We start from the raw sequence: 19,434 nt of genomic DNA on the forward strand, positions 1-19,434 counted from the left end.
TTCCTTGTGATGCGGGGAAAGGTTCTGATCCTGAGTACAGCAAAGCTGCACCGACTGTTCCCCGTCGGGTTTTTTGTCGGCGCAGTGTGTCGAAAAGAGGCGTGCGGGAACAGGTTTGGCAGAGGGGCTTTTATTGTCGAAATATGTGGTTGAACTGTTCAACCACAAGCGTTACCGAGTGGGTAGATCACTCCGGTTTCTGATAGCTGTCGATCACTTCCTGCGCCGCCCTGAACGCATCGATCGCCGCCGGCACGCCGGCATACACCGCGCAATGCAGCAACGCCTCGCGAATTTCCTCCACGGTGCAGCCGTTGTTCAAGGCCCCGCGCACGTGGCCTTTCAATTCCTGCGGGCACTTGAGCGCGGTCAGGGCGGCGAGGGTGATCAGGCTGCGGGTTTTCAGCGGCAGGCCTTCGCGATTCCACACGCCGCCCCAGGCGTGTTCATTGACAAAGTCCTGCAGCGGCTGGGTGAACTCGGTGGCATTGCCCAGTGCGCGGTCGACGAAGGCGTCGCCCATTACTTGGCGACGAACTTCAACGCCGGTTTTCTTATTCTCGGTCATGGGACTTCCTTCTTATGGTGTTGGCGATGCCAGGCGCGTAGCGACGTGAAGAGCAAAAACGCCACCAGTGCCGGCAGGACGAAAAACAGCATCAGGTGTTCCAGCTTGCCGGCCAGTGGCATGCCGGTGGTGAACGACACCACGTGCAGCCCATACGCCAGATACAGACCCAGAAACAGCAGGCCTTCGGCGCGGGTCACGCGGTAACCGGAGTAGAACACCGGCAGGCACAGCGCCGCGACGCCGAGCATCACCGGCAGGTCGAAATCCAGGGCGTTGGGCGACACCGACAGCGGCGACGGTGCCACCAGCGCAGTAAAGCCGAGCACACCCAGAAGGTTGAACAGGTTGCTGCCAATCACGTTGCCCACGGCGATATCACGTTCGCCACGCATTGCTGCAATCAACGAAGTGGCGAGCTCAGGCAGTGAGGTGCTGACGGCGACGATGGTCAGGCCGATGATCCGCTCCGACAACCCGAGATCGGTGGCGACCGCAACCGCGGCGCCCAGCAGCAAGTGCCCCGCGTACACCAGCATCGCCAGCCCGGCGACGATCATCAGCAGGCTGCTCAGCCATGGCGCTTGCGCATGATGGTCATGGCTCGATACCGGGCGTGCCGAGTGCCGCGACTGGCGCAGCAGCAAGCCCAGGTATATCGCCAGTGCCGTCAGCAGCATCACGCCGTCGACACGGGTCAGTTCTTCATTCCAGGCGAGTACGAACACCAGCAGGCTGGCACCGATCATCAGTGGAATATCCAGGCGCACCAGTTGCCGGGAAACCCGTAAAGGAATGATCAGGGCGGACAGCCCGAGGGTGACGAGGATGTTGAAAATGCTGCTGCCGATCACGCTGCCGACGGCGATGTCGACATTCTGCGCCAGGGTCGCCTGCAGGCTGACCGCCATCTGCGGTGCGCTGCTGCCGAGGGCGACGATGGTCAGGCCGATGATCAGGGGGCGTATGTGCAAGCGCGCGGCGATGCGTACGGCGGCGCGCACCATCAATTCGGCGCCGACAATCAGCAGGAACAATCCGCTGAGCAATTCGATCACACTGATCAGGGGTAAGTCGGCTAGTCCGAAAATGGTCGGGGCTCCATCGGTCAGTCGTCGAGGGCTTGCACGCGAACCCGCGCGGTGCCGCTGCGCAGCATGCCCAGGCGCTCGGCGGCTTCCTGGGACAGGTCGATCAGGCGGCCACGGGTGTGCGGCCCGCGATCATTGATGCGAACCACGCAGGACTTGTCGTTATTCAGGTTGGTGACCTTCACCCGCGTACCGAAGGGTAGCTGGCGATGGGCGGCGGTCATGGAATTCTTGTCGAAGCGCTCGCCGCTGGCGGTGCGTTTGCCTTGGTGTTTGGAACCGTAGTACGACGCCACGCCGGTTTTGTCGTAGCCGTGCGGGTCGACGGTGTCGGTGCTGGCGCAACCGGCGAGGAGCGAGAGGAGGGCGCAGGCGCCAAGCAGACGTTTCATTCAAGGTTTTCCCGAAACAGTTGTGGGATAGAGCCAATGTGGCGAGGGGGCTTGCCCCCGTTGGACTGCGCAGCAGTCCCAAAATTTCGAAACACGATTTGTCAGATACAAACCGAATCCGGAAATTGGGGCCGCTTCGCGACCCAACGGGGGCAAGCCCCCTCGCCATAAAAGCTCGCTCCCACAGGAAATAGAGCCAGTATTTAGAGCTGGCTCCATTCTCATCAGCCTTCGAGCTTGCTTTTCAGCAGTTCGTTGACCTGTTGCGGGTTGGCCTTGCCTTTGGAAGCTTTCATGGCCTGGCCGACGAAGAAGCCGAACATCTTGCCGCGCTTGGCTTCGTCTGCCGCGCGGTATTGTTCGACCTGCTCGGCGTTGGCCGCGAGCATTTCGTCCAGCACTGCCGAGATCGCGCCAGTGTCGGTCACTTGCTTGAGGCCGCGCTTGTCGATGATCTCGTCCGCGCTGCCTTCGCCGTTCGCCATCGCTTCAAACACGACCTTGGCGATCTTGCCGGAGATGGTGTTGTCCTTGATGCGCAGTAGCATGCCGCCCAGAAGCTCGGCGGAAACCAGCGAATCTTCGATGTCCAGGCCTTGCTTGTTGAGCAGGCTGCCCAACTCGACCATCACCCAGTTCGCCGCCAGCTTGGCGTCGCCGCTGATGCTTGCGACCTTCTCGAAGTAGTCCGCCTGCTCGCGGCTGGTGGCCAGCACGTTGGCGTCATACGCCGACAGACCGAACTGCGCCTGGAAGCGCTCGCGCTTCTGCGGCGGCAATTCCGGCAGGGTGGCGCGCACGTCGTCGAGGAAGGTGTTTTCGATCACGACTGGCAGCAGGTCCGGATCGGGGAAGTAACGGTAGTCGTTGGCTTCCTCTTTGCTGCGCATCGGACGGGTTTCGTCCTTGTTCGGATCGTACAGGCGGGTCTGCTGGATCACCTTGCCGCCGTCTTCGATCAACTCGATCTGACGCTGGATTTCGCTGTTGATCGCTTTCTCGATGAAGCGGAACGAGTTGACGTTCTTGATCTCGCAGCGGGTGCCGAATTCGACCTGGCCTTTCGGACGGATCGACACGTTGCAGTCGCAACGCAGCGAGCCTTCGGCCATGTTGCCGTCGCAGATGCCCAGGTAGCGCACCAGCGCGTGGATCGCCTTGACGTAAGCCACGGCTTCCTTGGCGCTGCGCATGTCCGGTTCGGAAACGATTTCCAGCAGCGGCGTGCCGGCACGGTTCAGGTCGATGCCGCTGGCGCCGCTGAATTCTTCGTGCAGGCTCTTGCCGGCGTCTTCTTCAAGGTGCGCGCGGGTGATGCCGACACGTTTGACCGTGCCGTCTTCCAGGGCGATGTCCAGGTGGCCCTTGCCGACGATCGGCAATTCCATCTGGCTGATCTGGTAGCCCTTGGGCAGGTCCGGATAGAAGTAGTTTTTACGGGCGAACACGTTGTGCTGGCCGATCTCGGCGTCAATCGCCAGACCGAACATCACCGCCATGCGCACCGCTTCCTGGTTCAGCACCGGCAACACGCCGGGCATGCCCAGGTCTACCAGGCTGGCCTGGGTGTTCGGCTCGGAGCCGAACGTGGTGGAACTACCGGAAAAGATTTTCGACCGGGTGGTGAGCTGGGTGTGAATCTCCAGCCCGATCACGACTTCCCATTGCATGTGTGTCTCCTCAGAAGCCGGTTGGGGTGCGGGTGTGCCAGTCAGTGTTGAGCTGATACTGGTGGGCAACGTTCAACAGGCGACCTTCCTGGAAATACGGGGCGAGCAGTTGCACGCCAACCGGCAGACCGTCGACAAAACCGGCCGGCATCGACAGGCCCGGCAGGCCGGCGAGGTTGGCGGTGATGGTGTAGACGTCTTCCAGGTACGCAGCGACCGGGTCGCTGTTCTTGGCGCCGAGCTTCCAGGCCGGGTTCGGCGTGGTTGGGCCGAGGATGATGTCGACCTCATTAAAGGCCGCCATGAAGTCGTTCTTGATCAAGCGACGGATCTTCTGCGCCTTGAGGTAGTAGGCATCGTAGTAACCGGCGGACAGCGCGTAGGCACCGACCATGATCCGGCGCTGCACTTCCGCGCCGAAACCTTCGCCACGGGAGCGCTTGTACAGGTCTTCCAGGTTTTTCGGGTCTTCGCAGCGATAGCCGAAGCGTACGCCGTCGAAACGCGACAGGTTGGAAGAGGCTTCCGCCGGGGCGATCACGTAGTACGCAGGAATCGCGTGCTGCATGTTCGGCAGGCTGATTTCCTTGATCACGGCGCCGAGTTTTTCCAGCTCCTTGATGCTGTTGTGGATCAGTTCGGCAATGCGCGGGTCGAGACCGGCGCTGAAGTATTCCTTCGGCACACCGATACGCAGGCCTTGCAGCGAGCCGTTGAGGCTGGCGCTGTAGTCCGGCACGGGTTCATCGATGCTGGTGGAGTCGTTCGGATCGAAGCCGGCCATACCTTGCAACAAAATCGCGCAGTCTTCGGCCGTGCGCGCCAACGGGCCGCCCTGATCGAGGCTGGAGGCGTAGGCGATCATGCCCCAGCGCGAAACGCGACCGTACGTCGGTTTCAGGCCGGTGAGGTTGGTCAGGGCCGCCGGCTGACGGATCGAACCACCGGTGTCGGTGCCGGTGGCTGCCGGCAACAGACGAGCGGCCACCGCCGCCGCCGAACCACCGGACGAACCGCCCGGCACGTGTTCCAGGTTCCACGGGTTTTTCACCGCGCCGTAGTAGCTCGACTCGTTGGCCGAACCCATGGCGAATTCGTCCATGTTGGTCTTGCCCAGGGTCACGGCCCCGGCGGCAGCCAGCTTGGCGACGACAGTGGCGTCGTACGGTGCTTTAAAGTTGTCGAGCATCTTCGAGCCGCAACTGGTGCGAATGCCCTGGGTGCAGAACAGGTCTTTGTGGGCGATCGGCGCGCCGAGCAGGGCGCCGCTCTCTCCATTGGCCCGGCGGGCGTCAGCGGCTTTCGCCTGCGTCAGCGCCAGGTCTTCGGTGAGGCTGATGAAACTGTTGAGCTGTGGATCGAGCTGGGCGATGCGCGCCAGCAGGACTTTGGTCAGCTCTTCGGAGGAAAACTTTTTATCGGCGAGTCCGCGGGCGATCTCGGCCAGAGTCAATTGATGCATTGCAGGCTCTTTCCCTTTAGTCGATGACTTTCGGAACCAGGTACAGGCCGTTTTCGACCGCTGGTGCGATGGACTGGTAGGCCTCGCGGTTATTGGTCTCGGTCACGACGTCCGCGCGCAGGCGCTGGCTGGCTTCCAGCGGGTGGGCCAGCGGTTCGATACCGTCGGTATTGACCGCCTGCATTTCGTCGACCAGCCCGAGAATGCTGTTGAGGGCCGAAGTGATGTGTGGAAGATCGGCATCATTGAGGCCCAGACAGGCCAGATGAGCGATTTTTTCCACGTCGGAGCGTTCTAGCGCCATTGGGATTCTCCAGTGGAAAACAAAACGGACGGCGTCCGTGTGTTAGATTGTCGGAACACTACCGCACTTCTACGGTCATAAGGCCGCGATTGTGGGGCTTGGTGCACAGAAAAGCGGCCAATTTAACATATTGGCGCCTTGCCCAAAATCCCTGTCGTTGTTAGAGTTTGCCGCACTTTTTTACCCACGCGTTGCCTAGGGTCCCTTTCCCATGTTCAAGAAACTGCGTGGCATGTTTTCCAGCGATCTTTCCATTGACCTGGGCACTGCCAACACCCTTATTTACGTGCGCGAGCGCGGTATCGTCCTGAATGAGCCCTCCGTTGTGGCCATTCGGACACACGGTAACCAGAAAAGTGTCGTTGCTGTCGGCACCGAAGCCAAGCGCATGCTCGGCCGTACTCCGGGCAACATTGCTGCCATTCGTCCGATGAAGGACGGCGTGATCGCCGACTTCAGCGTGTGCGAAAAAATGCTGCAGTATTTTATCAACAAGGTTCACGAAAACAGCTTTCTGCAGCCTAGCCCGCGTGTGTTGATCTGCGTTCCATGCAAATCCACCCAGGTTGAGCGTCGCGCCATCCGCGAATCGGCCCTTGGCGCCGGTGCCCGTGAAGTGTTCCTGATCGAAGAGCCAATGGCCGCTGCGATCGGTGCCGGCCTGCCGGTTGAAGAAGCCCGCGGTTCGATGGTCGTGGATATCGGTGGCGGTACCACCGAAATCGCGCTGATCTCCCTGAACGGTGTGGTTTACGCCGAATCCGTCCGCGTTGGCGGCGACCGCTTCGACGAAGCGATCATCACCTATGTGCGTCGCAACTACGGCAGCCTGATCGGTGAATCCACCGCCGAGCGCATCAAGCAGGAAATCGGCACGGCCTACCCGGGCGGCGAAGTTCGCGAAGTCGACGTTCGTGGCCGTAACCTGGCCGAAGGCGTTCCACGCGCATTCACCCTGAACTCCAACGAAGTGCTGGAAGCTCTGCAAGAGTCCCTGGCAACCATCGTTCAGGCCGTGAAAAGCGCCCTGGAGCAATCGCCTCCGGAACTGGCTTCCGACATCGCCGAGCGCGGCCTGGTACTGACCGGTGGTGGCGCCTTGCTGCGTGACCTGGACAAGTTGCTGGCCCAGGAAACCGGTCTGCCGGTGATCGTTGCCGAAGACCCGCTGACCTGCGTTGCTCGCGGCGGTGGCCGTGCATTGGAAATGATGGATAAACACACCATGGACCTGCTTTCCAGCGAATAAGTCGCCGGATCGCTTCTATGCTGTTGAGCGCGCAGGCGGCACTTTGCAGTGCTGCCTGTTCGCGTTTATCTTCTGTCAGTCTGCATCCAGGCCGGATTGCTGCCGTATGAATAAACAGAACATTTGCCTGGGAGGAGCGGCTTATTAAACCGCTTTTCACCAAGGGCCCTTCATTGGGCGTGCGCCTGTTGGTGCTGGTCGTGCTATCGGTCGCGCTGATGGTGGTCGATGCCCGTTTCAGTCTGCTCAAGCCTGCACGCAGCCAGATGTCGCTGGTGCTGATGGACGCCTACTGGATCACCGACCTGCCCGGACGACTGTGGGAAGGCGTTGCCAGTCAGTTTGGCAGCCGGACCGAACTCGTCGCCGAAAACGAAAAACTCAAGACCGAGAACCTGCTGTTGCAGGGGCGCATGCAGAAGCTTGCCGCCCTGACCGAGCAGAACGTTCGGCTGCGCGAGTTGCTCAACTCTTCGGCACTGGTCAACGAGAAGGTCGAAGTGGCCGAGTTGATCGGCATGGACCCCAACCCCTTCACCCATCGCATCATCATCAATAAAGGTGAGCGCGACGGCGTGGTCCTCGGTCAGCCGGTACTCGACGCTCGTGGCCTGATGGGCCAGGTGGTCGAGTTGATGCCCTACACCTCTCGCGTCCTGCTGCTGACCGACACCACCCACAGCATTCCGGTGCAGGTGAACCGTAACGGTTTGCGGGCGATCGCCAGTGGCACCGGCAACCCGGAGCGCCTCGAGTTGCGGCATGTGGCCGATACCGCCGACATCAAGGAAGGCGACTTGCTGGTTAGCTCTGGTCTCGGCCAACGTTTCCCGGCCGGTTATCCGGTGGCGACGGTCAAGGAAGTGATTCACGACTCCGGTCAGCCGTTTGCCATTGTCCGCGCCATTCCGACCGCCGCCTTGAACCGCAGCCGCTACCTGCTGCTGGTGTTCAGCGACACCCGTACCCCGGAAGAACGCGCCAACGCTGCCGCCCAGGCCCAGGAAAGCCTGGATGCACAGGGCGGTGGGCCGACCATTCCGGCGACGGTTCCGAAACTGGTCAGCCCCGCGGTCCCCGCCGCACCGGCCGCCGCACCGGCGATACCTGCCACGGCGGCGCCTGCGGCCACCGCACCCGTCAAGCCAGCCACCACGCCAGCCAAGCCTGTGGCCACGCATCCTGCGGCGGCTAAACCGCCGGCGGCGCAACCCGCTGCCGCGAAGCCTGCCGCCAAACCGCCAGTCTCCGCGCCGGCCACTCCAGTGGGGAGAGAATAATGGGCGGTGTAAAAGCATCCCGAAACGGCTGGATAGTCTGGCTGACGTTCGCCGTCGGTCTACTCCTCAGCGTTTCGCCATTGCCGCAATTCATGGAAATCCTGCGCCCGCTATGGCTGGCCTTGTTGCTGGCATTCTGGGCGTTGAACCTGCCGCAGACGGTCGGGATGGTGACGGCGTTTTGCCTGGGGCTGGCTGAAGACGTGCTCTACGGTACCTTGCTGGGGCAGAATGCCTTGATCCTGACGCTCATCACCTATCTGGTGCTGGCGCTGCAACAACGCCTGCGGATGTTCCCGATGTGGCAGCAGAGCCTGGTGATCCTGGTGATCTTCGGCCTCGCCCAGCTGGTACAACTCTGGCTCAGTGCCTTGACCGGCAATCGTCAGCCGACGCTGGCGCTGGTGTTGCCGGCACTGGTCAGTGCGTTGCTCTGGCCCTGGATCAGTTTCGGTTTGCGCGGATTGCGTCGACGCTACAAAATCAATTAATTCGCTCAGGCATTAGACAGGGAGAGGTCTTGATGAAACGGTTGTACCTCGCCTCTGGCTCGCCACGCCGGCGTGAATTGCTCACGCAGATCGGCGTTCCGTTCTCCGCCGTCAGTGCGGACATCGATGAAACTCCTATAGATCAAGAATCCCCTTCGGCCTATGTCGAGCGTCTGGCGCGCGGCAAGGCCGAGGCCGGGCGCGGCAGTGTCGTGTCTGACGAGCCGTTCTGCGTGCTCGGAGCCGATACCGCCGTGGTGCTCGATGGAAAAATTCTCGGCAAACCGGTTGATCAAGCGGATGCCTGCGCCATGCTGATGATGTTGTCAGGGTGTGAGCATGAAGTCCTGACCGCGATTGCGCTGCTGGACGACGAACGCTGCGAGTCCCGGGTTGTCACCAGTCGCGTGCGTTTTCGGGATATCAGTCGTGATGAAGCCGTGGCCTACTGGGCCAGCGGTGAACCACAGGACAAGGCGGGCGGTTATGGCATTCAAGGACTGGGTGCGGTGTTTGTCGCCGGGCTCAATGGAAGTTATTCAGCAGTGGTCGGACTGCCGCTTTGCGAAACCGCGGAACTGCTCGGCCATTTCGGCATACCCTGTTGGCAAACCCGGAACGCACGCTAAGCAACGTTCTGAACAGATGCGGCCATTATCGTGAACATGCCTGAACGAGACCCTGCCATGAGTGAAGAGATCCTGATCAACATCACGCCGATGGAGTCGCGCGTGGCGGTGGTCGAAAACGGTGTCCTGCAAGAGGTCCACGTCGAGCGTACGCAAAAGCGCGGGATCGTCGGCAACATCTATAAAGGCAAAGTCGTGCGGGTATTGCCGGGGATGCAGGCGGCATTCGTCGATATCGGCCTGGATCGCGCGGCGTTCATTCACGCGTCGGAAATTTCCCTGCGCGAAGGCCCGGCGGTCGAGAGCATCAGCGCACTGGTGCACGAAGGCCAGAGCCTGGTGGTGCAAGTGACCAAGGACCCGATCGGTTCCAAAGGCGCACGCCTGACCACCCAGCTGTCGATCCCTTCACGCTACCTGGTGTACATGCCGCGTACGGCCCATGTCGGGATTTCCCTGAAGATCGAAGACGAAGCCGAGCGCGAACGTCTCAAGCAAGTGGTCACCGATTGCGTGGCCAAGGAAGGTATCAAGGAGGCCGGCGGTTTCATACTGCGCACGGCAGCCGAAGGCGCCGGCGCCGATGAAATTCTCATGGACATCCGCTACCTTCGAAGGCTCTGGGATCAGATCAGCGCCCAGATCAAAACCATCAGCGCGCCCAGCGTGATCTACGAAGACCTCGGTCTGGCGCTGCGCACCCTGCGTGACCTGGTAAGCCCGAAAATCGAGAAGATCCGCATCGACTCCCGGGAAACCTTCCAGAAGACCACGCAATTCGTCGCCGAATTGATGCCGGAGATTGCCGACCGTCTGGAGCATTACCCGGGCGAGCGGCCGATTTTCGACCTGTACGGCGTCGAAGACGAAATCCAGAAGGCCCTCGAACGCAAGGTCCCGCTCAAGTCCGGCGGATATCTGGTGGTCGATCCGGCGGAAGCCATGAGCACCATCGACGTCAACACCGGGGCGTTCGTCGGCCATCGCAACCTCGAAGAAACCATCTTCAAGACCAACCTCGAAGCCGCGACGGCCATCGCCCGTCAATTGCGCCTGCGCAACCTTGGCGGAATCATCATCATCGACTTCATCGACATGGAAGATGAAGAGCACCAGCGCCAGGTGTTGCGCACGCTCGAGAAGCAACTGGAACGCGATCACGCCAAGACCAACATCATCGGTATCACCGAGTTGGGCCTGGTGCAGATGACCCGCAAGCGCACCCGCGAAAGCCTTGAACAAGTCTTGTGCGAGCCGTGCAACGCCTGTCAGGGGCGCGGCAAGCTCAAGACGCCGGAAACCGTGTGTTACGAAATCTTTCGCGAAATCCTGCGTGAGGCTCGCGCCTATCAGGCAGAGGGCTATCGTGTATTGGCCAACCAGAAAGTTGTCGACCGCCTGCTCGACGAGGAGTCGGGCAACGTCGCCGAGCTGGAAGGGTTTATCGGGCGCACCATCCGTTTCCAGGTCGAAACCATGTATTCCCAGGAACAATACGACGTGGTGCTGCTCTGAAGCGTTTCGTTTTGATTATTCGAGAATGGCTGGCCTCAGCTTTTTGCAAAACTTTTGCCATGGGGGCCATCTGACATGGACCGTCTGACACGCATTTTGGCCGCACTGACCCGCTGGGGTCTGGGCCTGTGCGCGTTGGTTTTGGTGTTGATGGCGCTCTACGTCAGCCTTGGCCGGGAGCTGACGCCGCTGGTCGCTGAGTACCGTGCCGATATCGAAACCAAAGCCAGCGATGCCTTGGGCATGCCGCTGCAAATCGGAGAACTGGAAGGCAACTGGAGTGGATTCGCCCCCGTATTGATGGCGCACGACGTGACCGTCGGCGAGGGCGCCAATGCCCTGCACCTGGATCAGGTGCGCGCGGTGCCGGACCTTTGGGCCAGTCTGTTGGCACGTCAGGTACGCATCGCTCATCTGGAGCTCAGCGGCCTGAGGATCAGCGTCAAGGAGGGCGACGACGGTCAATGGGCGCTGGAAGGTTTGCCGGTGCAACAGGATCAGCCGACCGATCCGGAACAATTGCTCAATCGCATGCAGATGATCCAGCAACTGTCGGTACTCGACAGCCAGGTGACCTTGCAGCCCTTTGCACATTCGCCGCTGACCCTGACCTACGTCGGCCTGAATCTGAAAACCGGTGCGTCGCGGCAGCGTCTCGACGCCCGCCTGACCCTGCCCGACGGCCAGCCTGTGGCCATGAGCCTGCGTACCCGCATTCGAGCCAGTCAATGGCAGGACGGTGAAGCCGAGTTCTACCTGAGCCTGCCGCAAAGCGACTGGTCGAAGTGGCTGCCCGAGCGCGTCAGCCAGCAATGGAATTTCTCCGAGATCAAGGCCGGCGGCGAGCTTTGGCTGACCTGGGGCAAAGGCGTCTTGCAAAGCGCTGCAGTGCGCTTGAACGCGCCACAACTCAAGGGCGCCTACGCCGAGCGCAAGCCGATCCAGATCAACAACCTGGCGCTCAATGGTTACTTCCAGCGCAGTGCCGAAGGCATGCAGGTGACCCTGGATTCCCTGGCAATGAATCTGGGCGACGTCCGCTGGGAAACGCATTTGCAGCTCAAGCAAAGCGCCGCCACCGACAAGACCGAAGAACTCTGGCATCTACAGGCCGACCGGGTCGACCTGACCCCGCTCACGCCGCTGCTAAATGCCCTGGCGCCGTTTCCGAAAGGCTTTGCCACCGTTGTCGAGCGGCTCAAGGTGCAGGGCGGACTGCGCAATGTATTGATCGACGTGCGACCCAATGCTACCGACGACAGCAAGTTCAGCTTTGCCGCCAACCTCGACCAGGTGGGCTTCGATGCCTATCACGGTGCGCCGGCGGCGCGAAATGTCAGCGGCAGCATCAGCGGTGACCTGGGGCACGGCGAACTGCGTATGGACAGCAAGGATTTCATGCTGCACCTGGACCCGATTTTCGCCAAGCCATGGCAGTACATCCAGGCCAACGCGCGGCTGACCTGGAAACTCGATAAAGAAGGCTTCACCCTGATTGCGCCGTACCTGAAGGTGCTGGGCGAGGAGGGCAAGATTGCCGGCGATTTCCTGATTCGCCTGCATTTCGATGACACCCAGGAAGACTACATGGACCTGCGGGTTGGCCTGGTGGACGGTGACGGTCGCTACACCGCCAAGTACTTGCCGACGGTCCTCAGCCCGGGGCTGGATGAATGGCTGCGCACGGCGATTCTCAAGGGCGCGGTGGACCAGGGCTTCTTCCAGTATCAAGGGTCGCTCAGCCACGGTGCCGCCGACGTCGATCGCAGCATCAGCCTGTACTTCAAGGTTCACGATGCCGAACTGGCCTTCCAGCCGGGCTGGCCCCATGTCAGCAAGGTCAGCGGCGACGTGTTTGTCGAAGACAGCGGCGTGCGGATCCTGGCCAGCAAAGGCCAGTTGCTCGACACCCAGGTCAGGGATGTTTACGTCAACATTCCCCATGTGCCTGCCGGGCAGAACGTTCATTTGTTCCTCGAGGGCGGATTTGCCGGTGGTTTGGGCGATGGCCTGAAAATCCTTCAGGAAGCGCCAATCGGCACTGGGGCGACCTTTGCCGGCTGGGAAGGCGAGGGTGAGCTGACCGGCAAGTTGAAGCTGGATATTCCGCTGGCAAAAGGCGAGGAACCGAAGATCCTCGTCGACTTCAAGACCGCCAAGGCACGCTTGAAACTCGCCGAACCGGTGCTGGAGCTGACCCAGCTCAAAGGTGACTTCCGTTTCGACAGCGCCAAAGGCCTGAGCGGGCAGCACATCAGCGCCCGGGCATTCGACAAGCCGGTCACTGCACAGATTTTTGCCGATGGCAGCCCGGGTAAGCTCAATACCCGGGTGACCGCGTCGGGCCAGGTCGAGGTCAAGAAGTTGACCGAATGGCTGAAGGTGACCCAGCCTCTGCCGGTGAGTGGCGTGATCCCTTATCACCTGCAACTGACCCTCAATGGCCCCGACAGCCAATTGCTGGTCAACTCCAACCTCAGGGGCGTGGCGGTCGATTTGCCTGCGCCCTTCGGCATGGCCGCGGATGCCGGGCGCGACACGACATTTCGTATGACGTTGCAGGGCGACGAGCGGCGCTATTGGGTCAACTACGGGGATCTGGCGAGTTTCACGTTTGCGGCCCCGGCCAGCAATTTCGCCGACGGTCGCGGGGACTTGTTCCTCGGTGGCGGCGAGGCCGTGTTGCCGGGCACCAAAGGTCTGCGGGTACGGGGCGTGTTGTCGGAACTGGACGTAGGTCCGTGGAAGGATCTGGTGGATAAATACGCCGGGCAGGACCCCGGCGGCAGCGCCAAGCAATTGCTCAGCGGTGCGGATTTCAAGGTGGGCAAGCTCAGCGGTATCGGCACCACGCTCGATCAGGCTTCGATCCAGCTGGCGCGCAAATCCTCCGCCTGGGCGCTGCAACTCGACAGCGAGCAGGTCAAGGGCAGCGCCAACCTGCCCGATTCGAAGGCCACGCCAATCGCGATCAATCTGCAAACCGTGCGCCTGCCGGCACCGGACCCGACCGTGCTGGCCGATGAGAACTCGCCGGATCCGTTGGCGTCGGTGGACCCGACGAAAATCCCGGCAATGGACATCACGATCAATCAGTTATTCCAGGGCCAGGATCTGGTCGGTACCTGGTCGCTGAAGGTTCGCCCGACGGCCAGGGGTATTGTGTTCAACTCGCTGGATCTGGGACTCAAGGGCATGTTGCTGGTGGGCAATGGTGGCTGGGAAGGCGTGCCCGGCGCCAGCAACAGCTGGTACAAAGGCCGCATCAGCGGCAAGAACCTCGCCGATGTGCTCAAGGGCTGGGGATTTGCGCCGAGTGTCACCAGCCGCGACTTTTATATGGATGTCGATGGCCGCTGGCCCGGCTCACCGGCGTGGGTGGCGACCAAGCGTTTCTCCGGATCGCTGGATGCGACACTCAATCAGGGCCAGTTCGTCGAAGTCGAAGGCAGTGCCCAGGCCCTTCGGGTGTTTGGTTTGCTCAACTTCAACTCCATCGGCCGGCGCCTGCGCCTGGACTTCTCCGACCTGTTCGGCAAAGGCCTGAGCTATGACCGGGTCAAGGGGCTGCTGGTCGGGACGAATGGTGTGTATGTCACCCGTCAGCCAATCCAGCTGACTGGCCCGTCGAGCACCATCGAACTCGACGGCACGCTGAACATGGTGGCCGATCAGATCGATGCGAAACTGATGGTGACCCTGCCGGTGACCAATAACCTGCCGATTGCCGCGCTGATCGTCGGCGCACCGGCGGTCGGCGGGGCGTTGTTCCTGATCGACAAGCTGATCGGTGACCGGGTCTCCCGTTTCGCCAGTGTGAAGTACACCGTCAAAGGGCCGTGGAAAGAACCGAAAATCACCTTCGACAAGGCTTTTTGAAAAACCATTTTCCAGACCTATGGAGTAGCATGGCTGTACGGTTCACCTGTAGGAGCTGCCGCAGGCTGCGATCTTTTTACCTTTGTTTTTCAAGATCAAAAGATCGCAGCCTGCGGCAGCTCCTACAGGAACGCATTGTTTCAATAGGGAAAAGGCCATGTCTGTAGCGGTGATTCAAATGGTCAGCCAGAGCGATGTGCTGGCCAATCTGGCCCAGGCCCGTCGACTGCTCGAGCAAGCGGCCGCCGGCGGCGCGAAACTCGCGGTATTGCCGGAAAATTTCGCCGCCATGGGCCGGCGCGACGTTGCCGACATCGGGCGCGCCGAAGCCCTGGGCGAAGGCCCGATCCTGCCCTGGTTGAAACAGACCGCACGCGACCTCAAGTTATGGATAGTGGCCGGCACGTTGCCGTTGCCGCCGGTGGATCAGCCGGCGGCCAAGGCGCATGCCTGTTCGTTGCTGGTTGATGACCAGGGCGAAACAGTGGCGCGTTACGACAAGCTGCACCTGTTCGATGTGGATGTGGCGGACAATCGTGGCCGTTACCGTGAGTCCGATGACTATGCTTATGGCAGCGGTGTGGTCGTGGCGGACACTCCGGTTGGCCGGGTCGGCCTGACGGTCTGCTATGACCTGCGCTTTCCCGAGCTGTACAGCGAACTGCGTGCTGCCGGCGCGGAACTGATTACCGCTCCCTCGGCCTTCACGGCGGTGACCGGCGCGGCGCATTGGGATGTGCTGATTCGTGCGCGGGCCATCGAGACCCAATGTTATGTGCTTGCGGCTGCCCAGGGCGGCACACATCCGGGGTCGCGGGAAACCTTCGGGCATGCCGCCATCGTCGACCCGTGGGGGCGGGTGCTGGCACAACAGGATCAAGGCGAGGCTGTGCTGCTGGCCGAACGCGACAGCAGCGAACAGGCGTCCATCCGGGCGCGGATGCCGGTGTCCAGTCACCGGCGCTTTTTCTCGCAGGGCGCCCAGCGGCCTGCATCAGAAACACGAATTTAAGGCGTAAAGCATATGAGCGAGTTGTTGTCCTCAGTCAGTGAACACCTGCTGGCGCCCGGTGGCGTCACGATCGAGAGCCTGCAAGGCGTGCTCGGCGACCTGGCCGGGCCGGGCATCGATGCCGCCGACCTGTATTTCCAGGGGCAGATCTCCGAGTCCTGGGCGCTGGAAGACGGCATCGTCAAGGAAGGCAGCTTCAACCTTGACCAGGGTGTCGGCGTGCGTGCGCAATCGGGTGAGAAAACCGGTTTTGCCTACAGCAATGCCATCACCCTTGAAGCCCTGGGTGCGGCGGCGCGTGCCGCCCGTTCGATCTCCCGGGCCGGGCAGCACGGTACTGTACAGGCCTTTACCAGCCAGGATGTCGCGCAGTTGTATGCGCCGGACAACCCCCTGGAAGTGCTGACCCGTGCCGAAAAGGTCGATTTGCTCAAGCGCGTCGACGCCGCGACCCGCGCCCTCGACCCACGCATCCAGCAGGTTACCGTGAGCATGGCCGGTGTCTGGGAGCGGATCCTGGTGGCGTCCACCGACGGTGGACTGGCGGCGGATGTACGTCCGCTGGTGCGCTTCAACGTCAGCGTGATCGTCGAGCAGAACGGTCGCCGCGAGCGCGGCGGTCATGGCGGTGGCGGCCGGACCGATTACCGCTATTTCCTCGGCGAAGACCGCGCCATGGGCTATGCCCGTGAAGCGTTGCGCCAGGCGCTGGTCAACCTTGAAGCCATTCCGGCGCCTGCCGGTACCTTGCCGGTGGTGCTCGGCTCCGGCTGGTCGGGCGTGCTGCTGCACGAAGCCGTCGGGCATGGTCTGGAAGGCGACTTCAACCGCAAGGGCAGCTCGGCTTATAGCGGGCGCATGGGCGAGATGGTTGCCTCCAAGCTGTGCACCATCGTCGATGACGGCACCCTGGCCGGTCGTCGCGGTTCGTTGAGCGTCGATGACGAAGGCACGCCGACCGAGTGCACCACGTTGATCGAAAACGGCGTACTCAAGGGCTACATGCAGGACAAGCTCAACGCCCGTCTGATGGGTGTGGCGCGCACCGGCAACGGTCGTCGCGAGTCTTACGCGCACCTTCCGATGCCGCGCATGACCAACACCTACATGCTTGCCGGCGAAAGCGATCCGCAAGAAATCATCGCCTCGGTGAAACGCGGCATTTATTGCGCCAACCTCGGCGGCGGTCAGGTGGACATCACCAGCGGCAAGTTCGTGTTCTCCACCAGCGAGGCGTACCTGATCGAGGACGGCAAGATCACCGCTCCGGTCAAGGGCGCGACCCTGATCGGCAACGGGCCGGAAGCCATGAGCAAGGTGTCGATGGTCGGTAATGATCTGTCGCTGGACAGCGGCGTGGGCACATGTGGCAAGGATGGGCAGTCGGTGCCGGTGGGTGTCGGCCAGCCAACGCTGAAGATTGATGCGATCACCGTGGGTGGCACGGGGTCGTAAGGAGATACACCGCCTTTGTAGGAGCTGCCGAAGGCTGCGATCTTTTGATCTTTAAAAAGCAAAGATTGCAGCCTTCGGCAGCTCCTACAAGGGCTGCGATGACTTAACGCAGTCCGCGTTGAGTCTCGTCCAGCTCACGGATGTACTTGAAGATTTTACGGCTGGAAGCAGGAGGCTTGTTTTGCGCAACCTCATGCTGGGCCTGACGGATCAGGGAGCGCAGTTGCTGGCGATCCGCGTCGGGATATTCGACGACGAATTTTTCCAGTACGGCGTCGTCACCGGCAATCAGACGATCGCGCCAGCGTTCCAGGTTATGGAAGCGTTCGTTGTATTGACGGGTGGAGGCATCGAGTTGATCGAGCAGAACCAGAATCGCGTCAGTGTCCTGATCGCGCATCAGTTTGCCGATGAACTGAAGGTGCCGTTTACGCGCGATATTCGCGGTGTGCTTGGGCGCATCGGCCAGGGCCCGGCGCAATCCGTCGGTCAATGGCAGTTTGTTGAGCAAGTCAGGCTTGAGCGTTGTAAGGCGCTCGCCGAGGTCAACCAGAGCATGCAGCTCGCGTTTGACCTGGGATTTGCTTTTTTCTCCCGTATCGAGGGAGTCGTCGTAAGAATCAACCATGGTGGCAGTCCGCAAAGAAACGTCGCCATGATAACCAGTCGGGGGCCGCTTGTCCGGCCCGGTCGCTCGATGACCGTTACCGAAAGCAGAATTTGAGTGGAGAACAGCATGAGTGCAGTTGAAAGCGTCGGCCCACAAGCATTGCCGGCACTGCAGGAACAGGTCGAGCAGATCATCGCTGAAGCCAGGCGCCAGGGAGCCAGCGCCTGTGAAGTGGCCGTCTCCCTGGAACAGGGCCTTTCGACGTCGGTGCGCCAGCGTGAAGTCGAAACGGTTGAGTTCAACCGCGATCAGGGTTTTGGCATCACCCTGTACGTAGGTCAGCGCAAGGGCTCGGCCAGCACGTCGGCCAGCGGTCCGGAAGCGATTCGCGAAACGGTGGCCGCTGCTCTGGCTATCGCCAAACACACCTCGGAAGATGAAGCCTCGGGCCTCGCCGATGCCGCGTTGATGGCGCGGGATCTTCAGGATTTCGACCTCTTTCACCAGTGGGACATCACGCCGGAGCAAGCCATCGAGCAGGCCCTGACCTGTGAAGCCGCGGCGTTTGCCGCCGACAGCCGGATCAAGAACGCCGACGGTACCACCCTCAGCACCCATCAGGGCTGCCGCGTTTATGGCAACAGTCACGGGTTTATCGGTGGTTATGCCTCGACTCGCCACAGCCTCAGCTGCGTGATGATTGCTGAAGCGGATGGCCAGATGCAGCGTGATTACTGGTACGACGTGAACCGTCAGGGCAACTTGCTGGCCGATCCAGTGAGCATCGGCCAGCGTGCCGCGCAACGGGCGGCAAGCCGTCTGGGCGCGCGCCCGGTGCCGACCTGCGAGGTGCCGGTGCTGTTTTCCGCAGAGTTGGCGGGTGGCCTGTTCGGCAGTTTCCTGTCGGCGATTTCCGGCGGCAGCCTGTATCGCAAGTCGTCGTTCCTTGAAGGCACGCTGGGGCAGAAGCTGTTTCCGGAGTGGCTGACCATCGACGAGCGCCCACACTTGATGCGTGCCATGGGCAGTGCGGCGTTCGATGGTGATGGTCTGGCAACCTACGCCAAGCCGTTCGTCGAAAAAGGCGAGTTGGTGTCGTACATCCTCGGCACCTACTCCGGCCGCAAGCTCGGCATGCCGAGCACCGCCAATGCCGGCGGCGTGCACAACCTGTTCGTCACCCATGGCGAGGAAGACCAGGCGGCCTTGCTGCGGCGTATGGGGCGCGGGCTGTTGGTGACTGAACTGATGGGGCAGGGCCTGAACATGGTGACCGGTGACTATTCCCGCGGCGCGGCGGGTTACTGGGTCGAGAACGGCGAAATCCAGTTCGCGGTCCAGGAAGTGACCATTGCCGGCAACATGCGCGACATGTTCAAGCAGATCGTTGCCGTGGGTAATGATCTTGAGTTGCGTAGCAACATTCGTACAGGCTCGGTACTGATCGAGCGGATGACGGTGGCGGGCAGCTAAGCCTCCCCGTTATACAAAAAGATCGCAGCTTTCGGCGCAAACCACTGTAGGAACTGCCGCAGGCTGCGATCTTTTGATCTTTATTCGCCTTCGTCGAAGAAGTTGTTGATCAACGCCACCAGCGCATCCAGTGCTTCCTGTTCCTGCTCGCCTTCTGTGCTCAAGTGGATCGTGGTGCCTTTGCCGGCGGCCAGCATCATCATCGCCATGATGCTTTTGCCATCGACCATGGATTCTGGTGTGCGACCGGCCCGGATCTGGCACGGGAACTGACCTGCGACCCCAACGAATTTTGCAGAAGCACGGGCGTGCAGGCCCAGTTTATTGATGATTTCGATTTCCAGAGCAGGCATC

At 61.3% G+C, this 19,434-nt stretch carries 17 protein-coding genes; 9 read left to right on the forward strand and 8 right to left on the reverse strand.

Annotated elements, in window-relative coordinates:
* Nucleotides 1-187: 187 nt before the first annotated feature.
* The 6 genes from KW846_RS11805 to gatC form a co-directional block, all read right to left on the reverse strand.
* Nucleotides 188-568 (reverse strand): carboxymuconolactone decarboxylase family protein, encoded by a 381-nt coding sequence (locus KW846_RS11805; protein WP_007976475.1) that lies wholly within the window; start codon nt 566-568, stop codon nt 188-190.
* Nucleotides 565-1,626 carry a calcium/sodium antiporter gene (locus tag KW846_RS11810; protein ID WP_218482345.1) on the reverse strand — a complete coding sequence of 354 codons (1,062 nt, stop codon included), beginning with the start codon at nt 1,624-1,626 and terminating at the stop codon, nt 565-567. Before KW846_RS11810 ends, KW846_RS11805 begins: the two co-directional genes overlap by 4 nt.
* Before the next feature lie 50 nt (nt 1,627-1,676).
* Nucleotides 1,677-2,051 carry a septal ring lytic transglycosylase RlpA family protein gene (locus KW846_RS11815; protein WP_218482346.1) on the reverse strand — a complete coding sequence of 125 codons (375 nt, stop codon included), beginning with the start codon at nt 2,049-2,051 and terminating at the stop codon, nt 1,677-1,679.
* A gap of 224 nt (nt 2,052-2,275) precedes the next feature.
* Complete coding sequence (gene gatB / locus KW846_RS11820) at nt 2,276-3,721, reverse strand: Asp-tRNA(Asn)/Glu-tRNA(Gln) amidotransferase subunit GatB (protein ID WP_218482347.1); 1,446 nt, start codon at nt 3,719-3,721, stop codon at nt 2,276-2,278.
* 10 nt (nt 3,722-3,731) lie between these two features.
* Nucleotides 3,732-5,183: an Asp-tRNA(Asn)/Glu-tRNA(Gln) amidotransferase subunit GatA gene (gatA, locus tag KW846_RS11825; protein ID WP_007976467.1), complete on the reverse strand. Its 1,452-nt coding sequence runs from the start codon at nt 5,181-5,183 to the stop codon at nt 3,732-3,734.
* A gap of 16 nt (nt 5,184-5,199) precedes the next feature.
* Nucleotides 5,200-5,487: an Asp-tRNA(Asn)/Glu-tRNA(Gln) amidotransferase subunit GatC gene (gene gatC, locus KW846_RS11830; RefSeq protein WP_007976465.1), complete on the reverse strand. Its 288-nt coding sequence runs from the start codon at nt 5,485-5,487 to the stop codon at nt 5,200-5,202.
* A 211-nt stretch (nt 5,488-5,698) separates the two neighbouring features.
* On the opposite strand from gatC, the gene mreB reads away from it, so the two are divergent.
* The 8 genes from mreB to tldD all read left to right on the forward strand — a co-directional run bounded on the left by mreB (nt 5,699) and on the right by tldD (nt 16,997).
* Nucleotides 5,699-6,736, forward strand: a complete 1,038-nt coding sequence (gene mreB / locus KW846_RS11835; protein WP_002555108.1) for a rod shape-determining protein MreB — start codon at nt 5,699-5,701, stop codon at nt 6,734-6,736.
* A gap of 143 nt (nt 6,737-6,879) precedes the next feature.
* Complete coding sequence (gene mreC, locus KW846_RS11840; protein ID WP_218482516.1) at nt 6,880-8,016, forward strand: rod shape-determining protein MreC; 1,137 nt, start codon at nt 6,880-6,882, stop codon at nt 8,014-8,016.
* Nucleotides 8,016-8,507, forward strand: coding sequence for a rod shape-determining protein MreD (gene mreD / locus KW846_RS11845; protein WP_007970244.1), 492 nt, complete (start codon nt 8,016-8,018; stop codon nt 8,505-8,507). The genes mreC and mreD overlap by 1 nt, the downstream gene beginning before the upstream one ends.
* A 32-nt stretch (nt 8,508-8,539) precedes the next feature.
* Nucleotides 8,540-9,136 (forward strand): nucleoside triphosphate pyrophosphatase, encoded by a 597-nt coding sequence (locus KW846_RS11850; protein WP_218482348.1) that lies wholly within the window; start codon nt 8,540-8,542, stop codon nt 9,134-9,136.
* Nucleotides 9,137-9,193: 57 nt separating this feature from the next.
* Nucleotides 9,194-10,651: a ribonuclease G gene (gene rng / locus KW846_RS11855; protein WP_007970246.1), complete on the forward strand. Its 1,458-nt coding sequence runs from the start codon at nt 9,194-9,196 to the stop codon at nt 10,649-10,651.
* Nucleotides 10,652-10,726: 75 nt separating this feature from the next.
* Nucleotides 10,727-14,530 carry a YhdP family protein gene (locus tag KW846_RS11860; protein ID WP_218482349.1) on the forward strand — a complete coding sequence of 1,268 codons (3,804 nt, stop codon included), beginning with the start codon at nt 10,727-10,729 and terminating at the stop codon, nt 14,528-14,530.
* A 157-nt stretch (nt 14,531-14,687) separates the two neighbouring features.
* Complete coding sequence (locus KW846_RS11865) at nt 14,688-15,542, forward strand: carbon-nitrogen hydrolase family protein (RefSeq protein WP_218482350.1); 855 nt, start codon at nt 14,688-14,690, stop codon at nt 15,540-15,542.
* Between the two features lie 12 nt (nt 15,543-15,554).
* A complete protein-coding gene (gene tldD / locus KW846_RS11870) occupies nt 15,555-16,997 on the forward strand; it encodes a metalloprotease TldD (RefSeq protein ID WP_007970251.1) in 1,443 nt (480 codons plus the stop codon).
* 103 nt (nt 16,998-17,100) lie between these two features.
* On the opposite strand, the gene yjgA is transcribed toward tldD, so the two are convergent.
* Nucleotides 17,101-17,625, reverse strand: coding sequence for a ribosome biogenesis factor YjgA (gene yjgA, locus KW846_RS11875; RefSeq protein ID WP_007970253.1), 525 nt, complete (start codon nt 17,623-17,625; stop codon nt 17,101-17,103).
* 108 nt (nt 17,626-17,733) lie between these two features.
* Between yjgA and pmbA the strand changes: the two genes are divergently transcribed.
* Nucleotides 17,734-19,080, forward strand: coding sequence for a metalloprotease PmbA (gene pmbA / locus KW846_RS11880; protein ID WP_007970255.1), 1,347 nt, complete (start codon nt 17,734-17,736; stop codon nt 19,078-19,080).
* An 80-nt stretch (nt 19,081-19,160) separates the two neighbouring features.
* On the opposite strand, the gene KW846_RS11885 is transcribed toward pmbA, so the two are convergent.
* Entirely contained in the window at nt 19,161-19,433 is a 273-nt protein-coding gene (locus tag KW846_RS11885) for an HPr family phosphocarrier protein (RefSeq protein WP_007970256.1), read from the reverse strand.
* Nucleotide 19,434: the final 1 nt, after the last annotated feature.

Source organism: Pseudomonas sp. PDM32 (genome assembly GCF_019219225.1).
GTDB lineage: Bacteria > Pseudomonadota > Gammaproteobacteria > Pseudomonadales > Pseudomonadaceae > Aquipseudomonas > Aquipseudomonas laurylsulfatiphila.

Excerpts from the sequence above, each read along its gene's own strand:
- KW846_RS11805 (WP_007976475.1), bottom strand. The coding sequence starts at position 568 with ATGACCGAGAATAAGAAAACCGGCGTTGAAGTTCGTCGCCAAGTAATG.
- KW846_RS11815 (WP_218482346.1), bottom strand. The coding sequence starts at position 2,051 with ATGAAACGTCTGCTTGGCGCCTGCGCCCTCCTCTCGCTCCTCGCCGGT.
- gatB (WP_218482347.1), bottom strand. The coding sequence starts at position 3,721 with ATGCAATGGGAAGTCGTGATCGGGCTGGAGATTCACACCCAGCTCACC.
- gatA (WP_007976467.1), bottom strand. The coding sequence starts at position 5,183 with ATGCATCAATTGACTCTGGCCGAGATCGCCCGCGGACTCGCCGATAAA.
- gatC (WP_007976465.1), bottom strand. The coding sequence starts at position 5,487 with ATGGCGCTAGAACGCTCCGACGTGGAAAAAATCGCTCATCTGGCCTGT.
- mreB (WP_002555108.1), top strand. The coding sequence starts at position 5,699 with ATGTTCAAGAAACTGCGTGGCATGTTTTCCAGCGATCTTTCCATTGAC.
- mreD (WP_007970244.1), top strand. The coding sequence starts at position 8,016 with ATGGGCGGTGTAAAAGCATCCCGAAACGGCTGGATAGTCTGGCTGACG.
- KW846_RS11850 (WP_218482348.1), top strand. The coding sequence starts at position 8,540 with ATGAAACGGTTGTACCTCGCCTCTGGCTCGCCACGCCGGCGTGAATTG.
- rng (WP_007970246.1), top strand. The coding sequence starts at position 9,194 with ATGAGTGAAGAGATCCTGATCAACATCACGCCGATGGAGTCGCGCGTG.
- KW846_RS11860 (WP_218482349.1), top strand. The coding sequence starts at position 10,727 with ATGGACCGTCTGACACGCATTTTGGCCGCACTGACCCGCTGGGGTCTG.
- KW846_RS11865 (WP_218482350.1), top strand. The coding sequence starts at position 14,688 with ATGTCTGTAGCGGTGATTCAAATGGTCAGCCAGAGCGATGTGCTGGCC.
- tldD (WP_007970251.1), top strand. The coding sequence starts at position 15,555 with ATGAGCGAGTTGTTGTCCTCAGTCAGTGAACACCTGCTGGCGCCCGGT.
- yjgA (WP_007970253.1), bottom strand. The coding sequence starts at position 17,625 with ATGGTTGATTCTTACGACGACTCCCTCGATACGGGAGAAAAAAGCAAA.
- pmbA (WP_007970255.1), top strand. The coding sequence starts at position 17,734 with ATGAGTGCAGTTGAAAGCGTCGGCCCACAAGCATTGCCGGCACTGCAG.
- KW846_RS11885 (WP_007970256.1), bottom strand. The coding sequence starts at position 19,433 with ATGCCTGCTCTGGAAATCGAAATCATCAATAAACTGGGCCTGCACGCC.